Below are 16,002 nucleotides of genomic sequence, written 5' to 3'. Positions count from 1 at the left end.
CGAATGACCAGAAACGCAAGGGAGCGATCCTCCAATAACGGAGAATCGCTCCCTTTCTTACAAATTCATCTTTTAAGAAGGCATGGGATTTTTCCTCACCAGTAGAGTATCTACTTTTGGGACAGCCCCTTTGGCGTGCCCAGAAAGCACGTACCTTCTAACCGGTGAAAGTCCGGTCATGGGAGGGGCCAAGCCCCGTGTAGTCATTAGTCGTTCCGCCATTAATTGCTCCAACAGTTTTTCTGATCTTCGCTTATGCATAGTGGAGGGCGGTGGCAAGCGGTAAACTTTGAGACGGCGGTTTATAAATGCTGAACACTGAGTATGAGAGTACCAATGTCACTTAATGATGATATACTAATCTTGAGTATTATGATAATGATAATCAAAATCAATTAAAGGAAGGTATATCAATTGGGACAAGTGAGATGAGGGAGCGCGGATTGATGCAAGAAGAAGCAGAAGCAAGCCAGGTATTTACACCGGAGATGATCGATACGATGGCCCGCATTTGGACACGTTCGATCATTACATTAATAGATGTACGCTTTCAGAATATAGCGTCCGCCTACCCTTTGGAGCAGTATAAAATGCCTAGCAGCATGTTTATCTATGCCTGTGGAGGGGAAGCGCAAATTCAACTGAATGAAACCACATTCGGAATGGAACGCTTCGGTCTAGTTCATGGCGGGAAGGGGAGCCTGCTCAGTATTTGGCCTAAAAGGGAGAGTGTGAAGACCTTTATGGTCTTTTATAAAGCGGAATCCCCTCTTTTCCACAAGAAGCACCTGCTGCAATTACTGGAGCAAGTCAATCCATTTGTTCAACAGTTTGGTTATACACCAAGTAATCCCATTTTGCTGCTCGATTGGTTTCAACAAATGTTGAATGACTGGAACCGCGGTAAGGCGATGGATCAGCTTCAGGCCAAGAGTTTTCTATATCAATTGATTCATAGGGTGTATAGAGATTTTGAGGGGGGCGAGATTCGCTATCTCCAGCCCTTTCCAGCCAGCTCTGCCAAAATATATCTTGATAAACATTACCGGGAGCCGATTATGTTCCAGGACATTGCCGCTATGTTTGGGATCAGTGGCGGGCAATTAACGCGGTTGTTCAAAAAGAAGGAAGGGATGAGCTTACAGGAGTACCTCATTCAGAGAAGGATTGAAGCTGCCTGTCATGACTTGAAGTATACAGAGGCAACCATTAAAGAGATAGCAACAGGATCTGGATTTGCTGATGAGAAGAACCTGTTTCGGATGTTTAAGAAGTATTACAAGATGACGCCGAGTGATTACCGGAAAATAAACGCACCATCCATGCAGGTTGATGGTATTGATAATGATTCTCATCTTCATTACAATGAGAGGGAACTGGCGAGTCTAGTCAAGTCTTATAGAGATGGGGAATCAAGCATGTTTGGACAAGTACGAAGTAAAGAAATGATCTTTGTGGCGGCGATGAGCCTGATGCTGTTGCTAACGGCATGTACGTCGGGGACGCCAGCGAATAATAGGGGAACGGTGAACACGCCTGCGGAGACCGGGCAGACGACACAACAGGAAGTTCCAGAGGCGAAAGCTTCAGAAGCAGTCTCGCAGACCAGAACGATATCCACAGTAAAAGGTGATGTCGAGGTGCCTAACAACCCTCAGCGTGTTGTAGTCGATTATCTGGTTGGTGATGTGGTAGCGTTAGGTGTAACTCCGTTAGGTGTGGCGAGAGCAACAAGGGGCGAGATAGAGGCTGTATATTCTAACGAGATTAAAGATTCAATTAACATAAAAATGGAGCCGGAAGATGTCATGACTCTTGAGCCTGACTTGATCATCTTAGCATGGGGCGAAGAGAATTATGAGGATTTATCCAAAATTGCCCCAACCATTTATATCCCTTATGGTGATATGACTACAGAAGAACGAATCCAATTTATTGGTGATATTTTGAATAAGCCGGATGAGGCTAAGGCTGTGTTGAATACTTATGCGAATAAAATCGAAGAAGCGAAGCTATCCCTTAAGAGTGCAGGCCTTTCAGACAAGACGGTTACTCTGGGAGAATTCAGTGATAAAACGAACGCCATCGCTGGAGCCAAGCATGCGGTTGGCGAGCTTATGTATAACCAGCTTCAGATGAAGGCACCGTCAAAGGTTCTAACTGATATCATTGATGCAGATAAATATTGGGGAGAAATCTCTATGGAGGTCTTGCCCGCTTACATGGGGGATTATTTGATCGCCTTAGGAGATACGGAAGTTCCTGCTGATCATGCGGTTTGGAAATCACTACCTGCTGTGCAACATAACCGGATTGTAACGGTGGGTTCATCGCTATCTTGGTCCACGGATATAATGACCTCCAGTGCATTGATCGATCATATTGTCAATCAACTGCTGGCATTAGCTAAATAAGGGGATTGGGAAATACGATGAATAACAAGCCTGAACAAAATCGCCGTGGGGCGGTGAACTTCACCATGTACATGGTGGTAGGGCTTGGATTAACGGTTCTCATGTCAGCGGCGTCGATTAGCTTTGGTGCCGCTGACATGAGGTTAGCGACTGCATGGGAGGCTATTTTCCGGTTTGATCCAACGCTCACTGAACATCAAATTATTCAAACCCTACGTCTTCCCCGTACCGTAGCCGATCTGATCGTCGGATGTAGCCTTGCGGTTTGTGGTGCGATCATGCAGGGGACAACGCGTAATCCGCTGGCCGACTCCGGGCTGATGGGGATCAGCTCCGGGGCAGCATTCGCAATTGCGCTGTGCCTGGCCTTCCTACCGGGGTATTCGTATGGGCAGATGATGCTGTTCGCTTGTCTGGGAGCAGCACTTGCGACCGGGATCACGTACTTCATCGCGTCACTGGGCAAGCGCGGGATGACACCTCAGCGGCTGGTGCTGGCAGGGCTGTCCATCTCCATGCTGTTCGGCGCACTCAGTCAGTATTTGGCGATCAATTACAACCTGGGCCGGGCATTGGCATTCTGGACCGCAGGCAGTACAGCCGGGGCCAAGTGGGAGGAATTACTGATTATTTCCCCCTTATTTGTTGGTGGTATCCTGCTGGCGCTGGCGCTAGCTCCTTCCGTTACACTGCTTAGTCTGGGGGATGATGTGGCAAGTGGACTCGGTATTCGCAGCGGACTGGTCAAGGGACTATCGACGATTATCGTGCTCGTGCTGACTGGACTGGCTGTTGTCGTGGTTGGCCCAATCGGTTTTGTGGGTCTGATTACCCCGCATATTGTACGATACATGGTCGGTGTCGACTACCGGTACATTATTCCGGCAGCTGCGCTATATGGTGCGTTGCTGACCGTATCGGCCGATCTGGCTGGCCGTTTGATCAATAAGCCGTTCGAAACACCGATTGGCATTATTTTTTCTATCATTGGTGTGCCGTACTTTCTCTTCCTGGCCCGCAGGCAAAGGAGGGAATTCGAGTGATCAAGCAGCGTTATACGGTGCAACGGGGTATCCTCGTCAATGTAGTGCTTATGGTGCTCATCCTTATGTTTGCTGTCATTAGCATGAATTCCGGCAAGATGAATCTTTCACCGCTAGAAGTGCTGAATGTCCTCCTGGGTAACGGCACCGGTAAGCACAATCTGATCCTGTTCGATTTTCGAATGCCACGAATCGTACTGTCGATCTTGGTAGGTCTGGGAATGGGCGCGGCTGGGGTCGTGATGCAGAGTTTGCTGCGCAATGACATGGCTAGTCCGGGGACACTGGGGATTAGTTCAGGATCGGGTTTGTTTGTCCTGTTCTTCGTAGTATTCATCGCATCGGCAGGAAAAAGTTCCTTCATTGCCCTGCCGCTGCTGGCCTTTGTTGGCGGCCTGCTGGCGGCGGGATTGATCTTCTTATTATCGTATCACCGTGGGCGAAACCTCTCGCCAATCGGTCTGATCTTAACCGGGGTCGCACTTGGAAGCGGGTATGGGGCGCTGACCACCTTCCTGACACTCAAGCTGGATGATTCGCAGATGGACTTCATGTTGAATTGGCTGGCGGGGAGCTTGTGGGGCGCTGATTGGCGCTATATTGCCGTACTGGCACCCTGGGTCTTGATTTTAATCGGCTATATTTTCTACAAGTCCCGGATGCTGAACACCCTCCATCTGGGCTATCAGACGGCAGAAGGGCTGGGACTTTCCGTGAAGCGGCAGTTTTTGGGGTTGTCGATCGCTGCCGTTGCTTTATCCTCTGGCAGTGTAGCTGTTGGCGGGAGCTTCTTCTTCGTTGGCTTGATCGCTCCGCATATGGCAAGGAAACTGGTCGGGCCCGATCACAAATTGCTCATTCCGGCTGCCAGCCTGACCGGCGGATTAGTCGTGGTGCTGGCAGATACGATTACGCGCACGGTTAACCTGGGAGGAGATGTGCCGACGGGAATCGTCATTACGGTCATCAGTGTTCCGTACTTTCTTTATTTACTAGCGAAGGCCAATTAGGAGGACGTCATGGACAGTATTACAGCAGAGCAAATTGATATTGCCTATAATGACACGCTTATCGTCAAAGAACTGGATTTGCAGATTCCGCGTGGACAGATCACCTCGATTATTGGTCCCAATGGATGCGGCAAATCAACCGTACTCAAGGCAGTCGGCCGGCTGCTCAAGCCGAATAATGGTACGGTCTATCTGAATGGTGCCGATATCCGCACATTGTCCACCAAGGAAGTCGCCAAGCAGATGGCGATTCTGCCACAGACGCCAACCGCACCGAGTGGCTTGACGGTCGGCCAATTAGTCGCCTATGGGCGTTTTCCTCATCAGCGGGGTTTCGGCAAGCTCTCCAAAGAGGATAAGCAAGTAGTCACCTGGGCGCTATCGGTTACACAGCTTACGGCGTTTGAGCATCGTGAGGTGGATACGCTCTCTGGCGGTCAGCGTCAGCGCGTATGGATTGCGATGGCGCTCGCCCAGCAGACCGATCTGATCCTGCTGGATGAACCCACTACCTATCTGGACCTGGCGCATCAACTTGAAGTGCTGGAACTGCTCTATGAACTGAATCGCAGCCAGCAGGTGACGATTGTGATGGTGCTGCATGACCTGAATCTGGCAGCGCGCTTCTCCGACTATATGGTGGCGATTCGTGAGGGCCAGGTGGTGGAGCATGGCTCGCCAGAGCGTGTAATGACGGTACAGACGCTGCGTGAGGTGTTTGCTATTGATGCCGAGATTATGCTGGAACCGCGAACAGGGCGGCCGGTGTATGTGACGTACGAGCTATTGCGTGATAAGCGTAGAGACCAAGCAGCAGATCAAGGATTCCTGCAAGCTGAGGAACAGAAGGAGTCGAGTGCCACATGAGAACCGCATGGCGTGTCCTGATGGGCGCACGGAAATACTGGCTGCAGTTAGGCATTGGATTTGCCGGTATCGTGATGGCCACGATTGCCGGGTTTTATTTGCCCTGGGCGCTCCGCTCGTTGACTGGGTTGGCGACCGAAGGCAGCAGCCGGTTTGCCGCGGAAGCGCTGAAGATTGGTCTGTTGCTGCTTGGAGCCACCTGTCTGCAAGCCATCGGAACATCACTGGCCGGCTATATGAACCATTATGCAGCACTTCATTATGTGGCAGATTTAAGAACAAGATTATATAGCAAATATCAGCAAATGAGCTTGCGCTATTTCCATCGAAGCCGGACGGGTGACTTGACCGGGCGCGTGGTGAATGATGCGATGGAAGCGGAAATTTACATTGCCCATGCCATTCCTGACTTTATCATCAACGGTCTGACTTTTATCGGAGTAGGCATCCTGCTCTTGACGATCAATGTGAAGCTGGCACTGATCAGTCTGATCACAATTCCGTTGCTGCTTGCGATCACGGTATGGCAAAGCAAGCGCTTGTCACCGCTATGGGGAGAGAATTCCAAGGCGCGGGGAGAGATTGCTGGCAAGGTTCAGGAGAACTTGTCGGGCATGAAGGAAATCCAAATTTTCAATCGGCAGGAGGAGGAGCGGGGCAACGTTTCCCGTCTGGCTATGAAGCATACTAAGACCTATTTGCGCGCCAGTCTGTTCTATGAGACCTCTGTGCCGTTGTTGGCATTTGTGACCGCGCTGGGTACCGTGCTTGTCGTGATACTAGGCGGCAGATTGATGGCAACAGGCGAGGTGAGTATTGCTGATATCATTGGATTCATCGCCTACCTGGGTATGTTCTATCAACCGGTAAAGTCCTTTTCCGGCTTAGTGGAAATGTCCGGGAGAGCTGCCGCAGGTCTTAAACGGGTATATGATGTGCTGGAAGAGGAGGAAGACATACAGGAGAAGCGAAATGCAGTCCATTTGCCGCGTTTACAAGGACAGATATCCTTTCAGAATGTCACATTCGTATATCCGGATGGTGCTCCTGTACTAGAAGGGCTGAACCTGACTATTGAGCCTGGAAAGACGGTGGCGCTTGTAGGTACAACCGGTGTAGGAAAGACGACATTGGCCAGTCTCGTTAACCGGTTCTACGACCCGCAGACCGGTTCAATTCAAGTGGATGGCATCGACATTCGGGATGTAACCCTCTCCAGCCTGCGTGACAATATCTCAATGGTGCTGCAGGATACCTTCCTGTTTGACGGCACAGTGTATGACAATATCGCTTATGGATGGGCGGATGCGACCGGGAAAGACGTGATGGCCGCAGCGAAGGCGGCGAAAGCGCATGATTTCATAGCACAGATGGAGCAAGGCTACGATACGGTGATTGGTGAACGCGGTGTACGACTGTCAGGAGGGCAGAAGCAGCGGATTTCGATCGCACGGGCAATTCTGCGCAATGCACCGATCCTCATTCTGGATGAAGCGACATCAGCGCTGGATACCAAGACCGAGCAAGAGATTCAGCAGGCGCTGGACGAAATATCAAAGGATCGCACCACACTGGTGATTGCCCATCGCCTATCCACGGTCCGTCATGCCGACCAGATCGTCGTGCTGGAGGGCACAGAGATTGCCGAGACGGGTACGCATGAGGAACTGCTGCGTAGCGGCGGCATTTATGCACGATTGTATGCGACGCAAGCTTCTTAAATGTAATCGGACGGTCTTCAAGGGTCAGGACCCCTAATTAAAGAGAACGGAGCAAGAGGCCCATGCAACCCCGCATGGGCCTCTTACTCCGTTGAATTCACTTCCCCCCACCTGGAATCGCTACCTCATGCCCAACGGTTGCGGCCATGCGGGCAGTTTTTGTACCCCAAGGCCGGGCCAGGACCCCACGAGACAGCGGACTGAAGACCATGGTCTGTATCCCTTCGTCGGCACAGAGCGGGATCATCTCGTTCTCTTCTTCGCGGGCGATTAAGTTGTAGTTGTGTTGCATGGAGATGAAGCGGGTCCAACCGTTCTGTTTCTGGAGATGCAGGGCCTTGGCGAACTGCCAAGTTCTCATTGTGGAGACGCCCTGCTGACACTTTCCTCGCTGGTTCCGTGCGAATACAAATTAGCGGTATCGAAGAAGTTGATTCCTGCCTCAAGCGCATGTCTGATCACAAGTCGGCTGCCTTCCTCGCCCAGCGCCCAGCTAGGGTAACACTGAGGGGATCTCTAATATCGTAGCTCCCTCACAAAAATCTATTCTGGCATAATCCAGACAATCTCGCAGATTCGTACGAAAAACTTCCGGCCCCTGGTATCCAATACAACGTGGTCTGGCTTAACTTCCACTAAGCAGCCGCTAATCCCACCGCGAGTGGTTTCGAGCACCACCTGTTTACCTTTTACAGACATTAAGGTTTCGACTACATAGGGATCAATAGGATATACCATGATTGCTTGCGGCATTTGTTGCTGCATTGGATACATTTGATTATTCAGCACTTTGTTACCTCCCGAATGGTTATACATCATCCTATGCTAATGCCCACATAAAGAACTGGGCGGATGCCCATGCAATAACGAATTCCCTAATCATTATTAAATAAAAAATGGAAGCAAGTACAAAGCTGTAATGGCACCAAAGGGGATCGGTCTTGGATAAAAGCGGCGGCGCGGGTAGAAACCCGGATAGTATCCGAATTGTCTGTAGGTTGTTGCGTTAGCAGGCATTCCGTTCATCTGGCCTACCATTTCATTGGTGGGAATGGCAAGTGTAACATAGTTCTGATCGATATGAGCAACAAACCCGTCGTGAGACTGACCATCGCTTGTAGTAATACCAACATATTTATTCATACAATTCCAGGCAACTTGTTGATAATTCGTTTCCATGGGTAAACCTCCTCAAATACTATCTCGTCAACAGTCTATGGACTATAACCTATATCCATCACGGCATATGCCCATAGCTTAAAAAATTCATAATGAATTAAGCCTAATTGTAACGAGAGATAAATGATGAGAATGGATATGAACGCAATCATAACTATTACCTCCAACTACCTTGCATTAAACAGTAGTGGATGGTAATCTTTGTATTAGTAACTACTGTGTATTACACAGTACTAAATAAAGCGTGGTGATAAGTATTGAATGTTCAGTTCAAGAAGGGTGTGCTGGAGCTTTGTGTGCTTGTTTTAACCTCACAGAAAGACCGTTACGGATATGAGCTGGTGGAACAGATCTCGCACAAATTCGCCATAGCCGAGGGCACCATCTATCCGTTATTAAGAAGACTGGCTGCGGAAGGGTTATTTTCCACCTATTTATCTGAATCGGGTGAGGGGCCGCCCCGGAAGTACTATAAGATTACCGATGAGGGAAGGAGAGTCATGAGCGGGATGATTGAGGAGTGGAATGCTTTTGCCATAGGGGTGCAGGAGATTATTAAGGGGGGATCGGATTGAATAAAGAGGCCTATCTGAATGAATTGGCACGGTATCTGAAGCTGCTTCCTCCTGAGGAATGTGCTGAACTTATGGGGGAATTCAGGGAGCATTTCGAGTGTGCCCAATTAAGCGGGCGGTCAGAAGCAGAGGTGATCTCCAAGCTGGGCCACCCCCGGTTGATCGCCCGTGAACTACTGACCCAGTCGCAAATTGAGAGAGCGGACAAATCCCCAACGCTCTTAAGCGTTACGAGAGCGGTTATGGCAACGGTGAGCTTAGGATTGTTCAACTTAGTTATCGTTCTGCTGCCTTTTATCACCTCTTTGACTGTGATTGCCGGGGTGTTCGTCTTTGCCATTTGCCTGCTTATTTCTCCGGTTCTGTTAATTCTTCAGTATCAGTCGGTGGCGTTGTCTATCAATAGCATCTTCCTGATGCTGGGCCTGGTTGGTGTGGGACTGCTAGTAGCCCTTGGAACACTAAAGCTCACCCGGCTGTATTACCATCTTGTGATCCGGTACCTGAAGTATAATCTGACAGTTATTAAGAAGGATGTGACCTCTTTTGAAGCATAGATCCCGGAACGTAACCAGACTTGCTCTGCTCCTGATTGCTGCCGGAGTCATTGGAAATGTAGTGATGTATCTGTTAGGCAATTCACCATTTAATTTGTATGAGCTATCGGTTGAACAACCTGTGCGGATGGACCAGACCACCAGCGTTCTTCTTCAGACAGAGATTGGAACGATTGATGTGGTTCCCCTTCAGGGAGATGAGATCAAGGCAACCTTAGGCGGGAAGACGACCAAGGCATTAATGAAGGATTACAAGCTGGACATTACTCAGGATCAGGGGCAGACCCGGATTAAGGTGGTTCAAGACAACCGGTACCGCTTTTTTGACATCTATACGGAGCTTAAGCTCACGGTAGGGATTCCTGAGACCCGGCTAGACCAGCTGCAGGTGGTAACGGACTCCGGAAAAATTGATGTCGGCCCCGTCCTGGCGAAGGAATACCGGGTGGTAAGCGACTCAGGGGCTATCAAGCTGGATATAGAGGAGGGGATCATCCATGCTGAGACAGATACGGGTAAAATCACCGCCTCGATTGAGCGCATTAGTCAAGATATCCATGCCACCTCGGACAGTGGAGACATTACCATCCAGACAGCAGAAGCGCCTCAGGCGCTCCGTACTCAATTCTCTGCGGATTCTGGAACCGTTCAGGTGACGCTTCCGGGTTATAAGGATGGTTATATCGGTGAGGGAGGGCCACTTGTCAAGCTTATCTCTGACACTGGCAATCTTAGGATCGAACAGTAACAGTATTTAGGCGAAGAGCAGGAAGAAGAATATGATTGATTTTAGGAGGCGGCCTTGTGTGATAACACATAATCCCAGGAAAGAAGTCTTAATCAAGACTGTTGATCTATGCAAAGTTTACTCCTCAGGCCATGAACAATTTCTCGCCGCCAAAAGCATTAATCTCGAAGTATACCAAGGTGACTTTACGGTGATTATGGGCAGCTCAGGCTCGGGGAAATCTACGTTGCTCTACCTCCTCAGCGGTCTGGACGGGATCACTTCCGGAGAAGTGATGTTCAAGGGAGAGCGAATCGATGCATACACAGAGAAGGAACTTACGGATTTCCGGTCCAACAAAATCGGCTATGTATATCAATCGATCAATCTGGTTCCTGATTTCACCTTGCTGGAGAATGTGGCTTTCCCGGGATACGTGGCTGGGCGCAGCAAAAGCGAGGTGAACGAGCAGGCATTAAGCCTGCTGCACCAGATGGGGATCGGGGCTCAAGCCGGACGCCTGCCATCCCAGGTATCTGGAGGACAGCAGCAGAGAGCGGCGATTGCCAGAGCGCTCATCAATTCGCCGGAGGTGATTTTTGTGGATGAGCCTACAGGGGCATTAAGCCAGGAGCAGGGCGCAGTGATTCTGGATCTGTTGACGGAGATGAATCAGAATAATCAATCCATCGTTATGGTAACGCATGATATCCAGGCTGCGTGCAGGGCAGACCGGTTAAGCGTGGTCAAAGACGGCACTATCGATGGGATTCTGGAGCTAGGCAAATATGCACCGGATCAGTTGAAAGCGAGAGAAAACCAAATTTTCATGTTCATGTCAGGGGAGGAGAGGTAGCGGATGTATGAGGTATGGAAACTATGCTGGACGAACCTGAAGCATAAAAAAGTGCAAAACAGCTTCATTGCAATCATCATCATGCTGGCAGCCCTGCTCCTCTCAACGGCCGTATCCGTTCTGAACAACACCAACCGGATGTATGAGAGTATGCATGACCAGTCCCGTGGCGCGCATCAAATATTGCAGCTGGAGAATGGCATCCATGATCCGGTTCAGGTACATACATGGTGGGAGGAGCAGTCAGGGGTAACGGTCTCGGATTTGATGCGCTACCGCTATCTGTCTAGCATGTCGCACGCAGGAGAAGAGATCCTGAATGTGGACTTGTTCATGATGGATGCACCCGAAGGACCTTTTCCCGTGGACCGGCTGCAGTTCGTAGAAGGGGAAGAACAGAGCACACCGGAAGCAGGAACGGCCTGGATTCCCACCTCGCTGGCGTATTCTAATGATATCCATGTAGGGGATTCGGTTGAATTCAAGACGGATGAAGGTGTCATACGGCTAAAGGTTGCGGCCGTCGTCGTGGATATTTCCTACTGTTCGCCATTTGCGACGAGCGGGAGAATCTGGCTGAATCATGAGGATTATACTAAGCATATGACCCTTTTGCCGGGCGAAGATAAGTATATGACCGGACTACGGTTTGAGGATTACAGTCAACAGAGAGCCTACTGGGAGAGATTCGAACAGTATCTGGGGACCCCCTATCTGGAGTCGGTCAAAGACTTCGAGAGCTTGTCTTCCTATTATATGATTGCGAACCAGGTGATCAGCTTCGTGATGATTTTTCTGGCTGTTGTCATGATCTGCGTGGCCCTGTATACCTTGGGATTCACGATTGCCGATGCCATTCTCTCTAACTACAGAACGATCGGGATTATTAAATCCGTCGGATTATCCTCCCGTAAAGTCATTATGGCTTATGTTGCGCAATATACCTTCCTGGCGCTCGTCTCGGTCATCCCGGGGATGCTGGTCAGCAATATCCTCTCCGGCACCATTGTTGCGGGTTCTATGGCTTATCTCAACACAGGTTCATCAGGGATGAATGATCTATTATCAGTTGCAGGCGTTTGGACCAGCGTGGGTGTTGTTGCAGTGATTTTCCTCTCGGCTCTGCTGTTTGCGAATAAAGCGCGTCATGTTGAGCCTGCCCAAGCCGTTCGTTACGGTATGTCTGAGAAGGAGTACTCCCACCAATCAGGAGGAACTGGAACATGGAAAAGAAAGCTCCTTCAACTGGACACTCTTCCAACCTCGATGATTATAGGGCTAAGAAGTGTCACCAAGAATATCCGGGGTTCGCTGCTTATTGTACTGATCTCGACGTTGTCCACCGCTGTACTTGTCTTTGGATTCCTGTTCGTATACAGCATTGCTTCCATCCATGGCACCATTGCCAAGTGGGGGTATGACTCGGCGGATCTGTCCATAAGAATCGATAATCCGGCTAAAATGACTTTTGCACAGCTACAAGAAGAAGTCCTCTCTGACCCAAGGGTGAAGAATTACTCGCGGTACGGGGATGCCAATGCGGTGGTGCCGATTCCTATGAAGGACGGGGCTGCCGTGAAACAGGATACGATGGGGATCCTGCTGACGGTGGCGGACGGGAACTATGATCAGATAGGCTATGAGAATGTGGACGGCCGTAACCCTGTGTCTGCCAATGAAATCTCGGTGGGTGTGAATGTGGCCAGAACGCTGGGCATCCAAGCAGGGGATACAATGGACATTTATATTGAAGGGGTAAAACATACGCTAACCGTCACCGGAATCTACCAGGCGATCGCAAACATGTCCAACACGGGGCGGATTACCGCTGACGTTATCAAAACGAGTAATCCGGATTATGGGAGTGCGATGAACACCACTTTCATGAATCTGAATGAGGGCACTTCAACCGATTCATTCGTGAAGGAGTTGCAAGAGCGGTACGGCAGTGTACTTGGCATCGCCAGTCAGGCATCGCTTGTGGATGAGGTATTCTCCCAGGCGGTCAAAATCATTGTGCTGCCAGTGTCCGTTATGGCGCTGTTGTTCATCGTTATTACGTTCGTGATCATCTACAGCATCTGCCGGATTAACATGAAGAAAGAGAGCCGCACCTACGGCATCTACAAGTCCATCGGCATGACCTCCCGCCAGATCCGGCTGTCGGAAACCACCGGAATCCTGGTCGTATCGGGGATCGGAGCTTTGGTAGGGATACCTTTAGGCTTATTAGGCCTGCCACCACTGCTGAACGTTATCCTGTCGGATTACGGGATTGTTAAAGTTCCGCTGATCATGAACGGGGGAGGTATAGCCTCGATGATTCCCTTAAGTGTCATAGCCGCAGGCCTGGGCTGCTGGGCAGCATCTAAATCTATACAGAGTGCTTCGCCGCGGGTTTTGGTGGTGGATTGATGGGGGTGTGTTATTGCAGTATTGCAAGATTTAAAAGAGCCGGGCGTTCAGTCCGAAAGCTAGGCCGAAGCCCGTCAACCTTAACTGGTCGGCGGGCTATGGGTTACAGTCTTACGACACTGGACTCGCCGGTCGGCAGAGAATGATTTAAGCCTTGGCAGAAGTCCTTCATACCAAATGCAAAAGTGTCTTGAAAAGTTACAGCTGACAACTCACCATGAGCATCTATAAAGTTAAATATCATATAGTGACTAGTTTTCTTTTTATTTCCTATTCCGGACATTCCGCCGACAATTGTTCCTAACCCAGGTACAAGTAGTGTTCCAATCATTGCACGACCCACAACGCTTTTGCTTTTATCGATCAATTCTTGCATACTTTTAACTTCAGCGGCTCTGAATTGCGTCAGATAGATTTCAAATCTTTGTCTGCTTGAATCAATAAGCACACGATCAGAAAATCTAAAAATTTTGCACTCGACACTTCCAATGCCAAGTCCCTCCACATGTTCTGCGAATACCCCCTGTAACGCTCCGATGCTTTGGGTTTGTTCTTTTAGCTCATTCCCTTGTTTAATTCCTTTTTTTGCTCCAAAAATAATACCGATAATGAGCACTACAATAAATCCCCAAATAAATAACATCATGATGAACAGCCCCTTATTCTGATAATAATTAGAAAAAATAGTCTATCAGAATAATAGGGATATTACTATGTATTTACAATGAACACTAAATATAAAGTGCTAACTAAAATCTCCCGTCACATCTCCTTCAGCAAAAACATGAACATTCTTTAGCTCTGGTGTCACTGCCATCATAAACTCCTTTCAATCACAAACAGAACTCGGCTCTGTATAGACGGTAGGGTAGATGTCCATTAATTCGCTCTCCATCTTGCAGGCCTTAGCTATCATTTCATCTAACTCACTTGCTGCAAAATCCTCATCAATGATAGATTCCATTAGGTTGGTGTATTCCTCTGCTAATTCCTTATCTTCGTTTATTTGGTTAACAGTATCTTCGTAGTCAGACAACGACTTCTCTAATCGATCTCCAATATGGAGCAGGTCTTGACGATCACGTTCCTTTTTCGCATCATACAGAATTTTTCCGCCAATACTGCCACCAATTAATAAGACCACCACAAGTAGTACCCACCATTTTTTACTGTTCATAGCTCCCCCTAAATATATATAATTAACCAAAATTATTCTAACAGAATGTGGTAATATTTACTATGGGCCTTCTGATTCGTGACTATATAAGCTTAATCAAAGTTTTTGCAAACCTAGTAAGCCGTTCAGTAAAAGTGACCCTATTGTATATCTTAATCCGGTTGTAGAGCCGGAGTACGTTAGTACAATTATAAATACTCGATAAATAGGAGGTGCTTCGAAAATCAGAAAAATTATGACATACTCAGTATTAATTATTGTACTTCTCATTCTCGGGGGCTATTCAGGGCTTCAGTTTAAATATAATTCACTTGAAAAAAGCCTTAAAACCTATTTAATTAACGTCCAAGGATACTCTGAGGAAGATATAGTGAGTGTTAAGGCGAAATTTGGATCTATGCCTAAATTTCCTGTATATGTGATATTTTCTGATGATACTGACACCGAATATATTTTCACAGACAGGGATGCATCTGATTGGAAACAATTAGACCCCAAACAACCACAGCGATTAAATGTAGATAATTAATAAACATTAGCGCACATTATAACCCGCCGGGCTTACGCCTGACGGTTTGTTTTTTTACTGTGCTGTATATTCACTTACTTCAAAGGTTAGGATTTTATCATGTATCACATATTCAGTGCAGTTACTGAAGGGGCCTTTGTTATTGTTATGCTTGTTGATTCCAAAGCTTGATGATCCTGAAGCAGAATCATACCAGTTTAAGAAAGCATTTACCTCACTCATCGAAAGATCAAATTCCTTATCAGTCCCAGTGATCAGAGTTATATTTAAGAGAGCGCGATCTTCGCAAGGTGCTTCTGGAGTAGTGGTTGGAGTTGGCTCAGGTGTGGGCTCAGTCGTTGGAATAATAGTAGGAACGACGGTTGGCTCCGATGTTGGAGAAGGAGAAGGAGAAGGAGAAGGAGAAGGAGAAGGAGAAGGAGTTAGCGATCCATAAACTTCAAATTCTGAAACAGTGATTAAATTTGTTGATGAAGAAGAACTAACATTGTGAAGAGCAATTAGATAAACGCCTTCTACAACGGGGATGGTAACTCTTTCATTTGAAACAACTGCACTATTAACTGAACTAATCAAATTATTATTGGCATCATAAAACTCGATATTTAGCGAAGTAGTGGGGGAGACGGTCTTAAGTTGGTAACTATTTATTGTAACTGGTGCTTTGAATTTATGATATCCATACCGATACATACTATTTAATATAGAATGTGTACCAATATCACCATCTGTCCAATCCCAAGTTTGAAGTCCTGCTTCATTAATGCTAGAAGATGCATAAAACTCTTTTTTGTCTAAGAGACCTCCTGGATATGCGTAAGTAGATTGAGAAAATGCTGCAATAGTTGAAATTAATAGTAACAAGCCTACTAAACTTAAAATTAATTTGTTTTTTCTAAACACTATTTCATTCCACCTTTATTATTCAAGTG

General features: G+C 47.9%; 17 protein-coding genes and 1 pseudogene. 11 read left to right on the top strand and 7 right to left on the bottom strand.

The window, feature by feature from the left end; all coding sequences use genetic code 11:
* Window positions 1-446 precede the first annotated feature (446 nt).
* From J2Z70_RS24740 to J2Z70_RS24720, 5 genes are read left to right on the top strand one after another with little or no spacing between them, the layout of a single operon-like run.
* Window positions 447-2,414 carry an AraC family transcriptional regulator gene (locus tag J2Z70_RS24740; protein WP_209877611.1) on the top strand — a complete coding sequence of 656 codons (1,968 nt, stop codon included), beginning with the start codon at window positions 447-449 and terminating at the stop codon, window positions 2,412-2,414.
* 17 nt (window positions 2,415-2,431) lie between these two features.
* Entirely contained in the window at window positions 2,432-3,457 is a 1,026-nt protein-coding gene (locus J2Z70_RS24735) for a FecCD family ABC transporter permease (protein WP_209877609.1), read from the top strand.
* Complete coding sequence (locus tag J2Z70_RS24730; protein ID WP_342593055.1) at window positions 3,454-4,467, top strand: FecCD family ABC transporter permease; 1,014 nt, start codon at window positions 3,454-3,456, stop codon at window positions 4,465-4,467. Before J2Z70_RS24735 ends, J2Z70_RS24730 begins: the two co-directional genes overlap by 4 nt.
* 9 nt (window positions 4,468-4,476) lie before the next feature.
* Complete coding sequence (locus tag J2Z70_RS24725) at window positions 4,477-5,334, top strand: ABC transporter ATP-binding protein (protein WP_209877607.1); 858 nt, start codon at window positions 4,477-4,479, stop codon at window positions 5,332-5,334.
* Window positions 5,331-7,055, top strand: a complete 1,725-nt coding sequence (locus tag J2Z70_RS24720; protein WP_209877605.1) for an ABC transporter ATP-binding protein — start codon at window positions 5,331-5,333, stop codon at window positions 7,053-7,055. Before J2Z70_RS24725 ends, J2Z70_RS24720 begins: the two co-directional genes overlap by 4 nt.
* 97 nt (window positions 7,056-7,152) lie before the next feature.
* On the opposite strand, the pseudogene J2Z70_RS34030 reads toward J2Z70_RS24720, so the two are convergent.
* From J2Z70_RS34030 to J2Z70_RS24705, 4 genes and pseudogenes are all read right to left on the bottom strand, one after another.
* Window positions 7,153-7,431 (bottom strand): annotated as a pseudogene (locus J2Z70_RS34030) (aldo/keto reductase); the annotation flags it as partial.
* A complete protein-coding gene (locus tag J2Z70_RS34025; protein ID WP_425355127.1) occupies window positions 7,413-7,517 on the bottom strand; it encodes an aldo/keto reductase in 105 nt (34 codons plus the stop codon). The gene J2Z70_RS34025 and the pseudogene J2Z70_RS34030, both read right to left, overlap by 19 nt.
* A gap of 81 nt (window positions 7,518-7,598) precedes the next feature.
* The gene (locus tag J2Z70_RS24710) at window positions 7,599-7,844 is read right to left on the bottom strand and encodes a YuzF family protein (RefSeq protein WP_405115755.1); all 246 of its coding nucleotides are present in this window, start codon (window positions 7,842-7,844) and stop codon (window positions 7,599-7,601) included.
* Between the two features lie 96 nt (window positions 7,845-7,940).
* Window positions 7,941-8,234: a hypothetical protein gene (locus J2Z70_RS24705; RefSeq protein ID WP_036724156.1), complete on the bottom strand. Its 294-nt coding sequence runs from the start codon at window positions 8,232-8,234 to the stop codon at window positions 7,941-7,943.
* A gap of 257 nt (window positions 8,235-8,491) precedes the next feature.
* Between J2Z70_RS24705 and J2Z70_RS24700 the strand changes: the two genes are divergently transcribed.
* Genes J2Z70_RS24700 through J2Z70_RS24680 form a run of 5 tightly spaced genes read left to right on the top strand, consistent with a single transcriptional unit; the run spans window position 8,492 to window position 13,364 of the window.
* Entirely contained in the window at window positions 8,492-8,809 is a 318-nt protein-coding gene (locus J2Z70_RS24700; RefSeq protein ID WP_209877603.1) for a PadR family transcriptional regulator, read from the top strand.
* Window positions 8,806-9,366 carry an HAAS signaling domain-containing protein gene (locus tag J2Z70_RS24695; protein WP_209877601.1) on the top strand — a complete coding sequence of 187 codons (561 nt, stop codon included), beginning with the start codon at window positions 8,806-8,808 and terminating at the stop codon, window positions 9,364-9,366. The genes J2Z70_RS24700 and J2Z70_RS24695 overlap by 4 nt, the downstream gene beginning before the upstream one ends.
* A complete protein-coding gene (locus J2Z70_RS24690; protein ID WP_209877599.1) occupies window positions 9,356-10,114 on the top strand; it encodes a DUF4097 family beta strand repeat-containing protein in 759 nt (252 codons plus the stop codon). Before J2Z70_RS24695 ends, J2Z70_RS24690 begins: the two co-directional genes overlap by 11 nt.
* Before the next feature lie 58 nt (window positions 10,115-10,172).
* Window positions 10,173-10,949, top strand: coding sequence for an ABC transporter ATP-binding protein (locus J2Z70_RS24685; protein ID WP_342593054.1), 777 nt, complete (start codon window positions 10,173-10,175; stop codon window positions 10,947-10,949).
* A gap of 3 nt (window positions 10,950-10,952) precedes the next feature.
* On the top strand, window positions 10,953-13,364 hold the full coding sequence (locus J2Z70_RS24680; RefSeq protein WP_209877595.1) for an FtsX-like permease family protein: 2,412 nt from the start codon (window positions 10,953-10,955) through the stop codon (window positions 13,362-13,364).
* 103 nt (window positions 13,365-13,467) lie between these two features.
* Here J2Z70_RS24680 and J2Z70_RS24675 read toward each other — a convergent pair whose 3' ends face one another.
* Both J2Z70_RS24675 and J2Z70_RS24670 read right to left on the bottom strand, forming a co-directional pair.
* Window positions 13,468-14,010, bottom strand: a complete 543-nt coding sequence (locus J2Z70_RS24675) for a hypothetical protein (RefSeq protein ID WP_209877593.1) — start codon at window positions 14,008-14,010, stop codon at window positions 13,468-13,470.
* A gap of 183 nt (window positions 14,011-14,193) precedes the next feature.
* A complete protein-coding gene (locus J2Z70_RS24670; protein WP_076076128.1) occupies window positions 14,194-14,541 on the bottom strand; it encodes a hypothetical protein in 348 nt (115 codons plus the stop codon).
* Between the two features lie 235 nt (window positions 14,542-14,776).
* Here J2Z70_RS24670 and J2Z70_RS24665 point away from each other — a divergent pair, with 235 nt between their 5' ends.
* Complete coding sequence (locus J2Z70_RS24665) at window positions 14,777-15,070, top strand: DUF3139 domain-containing protein (protein ID WP_209877591.1); 294 nt, start codon at window positions 14,777-14,779, stop codon at window positions 15,068-15,070.
* Window positions 15,071-15,124: 54 nt separating this feature from the next.
* On the opposite strand, the gene J2Z70_RS24660 is transcribed toward J2Z70_RS24665, so the two are convergent.
* Window positions 15,125-15,973, bottom strand: coding sequence for a hypothetical protein (locus J2Z70_RS24660; protein ID WP_209877589.1), 849 nt, complete (start codon window positions 15,971-15,973; stop codon window positions 15,125-15,127).
* Window positions 15,974-16,002: the final 29 nt, after the last annotated feature.

Origin of the sequence: Paenibacillus silagei (assembly GCF_017874735.1) — a bacterium.
Classification (GTDB): Bacteria; Bacillota; Bacilli; order Paenibacillales; family Paenibacillaceae; genus Paenibacillus_AQ; species Paenibacillus_AQ silagei.
The sequence above is the reverse complement of the archived record's forward strand: the minus strand, read 5'-3'. Positions and strand labels throughout refer to the sequence as shown.

Excerpts from the sequence above, each read along its gene's own strand:
- J2Z70_RS24675 (WP_209877593.1), bottom strand. The coding sequence starts at position 14,010 with ATGATGTTATTTATTTGGGGATTTATTGTAGTGCTCATTATCGGTATT.
- J2Z70_RS24740 (WP_209877611.1), top strand. The coding sequence starts at position 447 with ATGCAAGAAGAAGCAGAAGCAAGCCAGGTATTTACACCGGAGATGATC.
- J2Z70_RS24665 (WP_209877591.1), top strand. The coding sequence starts at position 14,777 with ATGACATACTCAGTATTAATTATTGTACTTCTCATTCTCGGGGGCTAT.
- J2Z70_RS24705 (WP_036724156.1), bottom strand. The coding sequence starts at position 8,234 with ATGGAAACGAATTATCAACAAGTTGCCTGGAATTGTATGAATAAATAT.
- J2Z70_RS24720 (WP_209877605.1), top strand. The coding sequence starts at position 5,331 with ATGAGAACCGCATGGCGTGTCCTGATGGGCGCACGGAAATACTGGCTG.
- J2Z70_RS24670 (WP_076076128.1), bottom strand. The coding sequence starts at position 14,541 with ATGAACAGTAAAAAATGGTGGGTACTACTTGTGGTGGTCTTATTAATT.
- J2Z70_RS24735 (WP_209877609.1), top strand. The coding sequence starts at position 2,432 with ATGAATAACAAGCCTGAACAAAATCGCCGTGGGGCGGTGAACTTCACC.
- J2Z70_RS24680 (WP_209877595.1), top strand. The coding sequence starts at position 10,953 with ATGTATGAGGTATGGAAACTATGCTGGACGAACCTGAAGCATAAAAAA.
- J2Z70_RS24725 (WP_209877607.1), top strand. The coding sequence starts at position 4,477 with ATGGACAGTATTACAGCAGAGCAAATTGATATTGCCTATAATGACACG.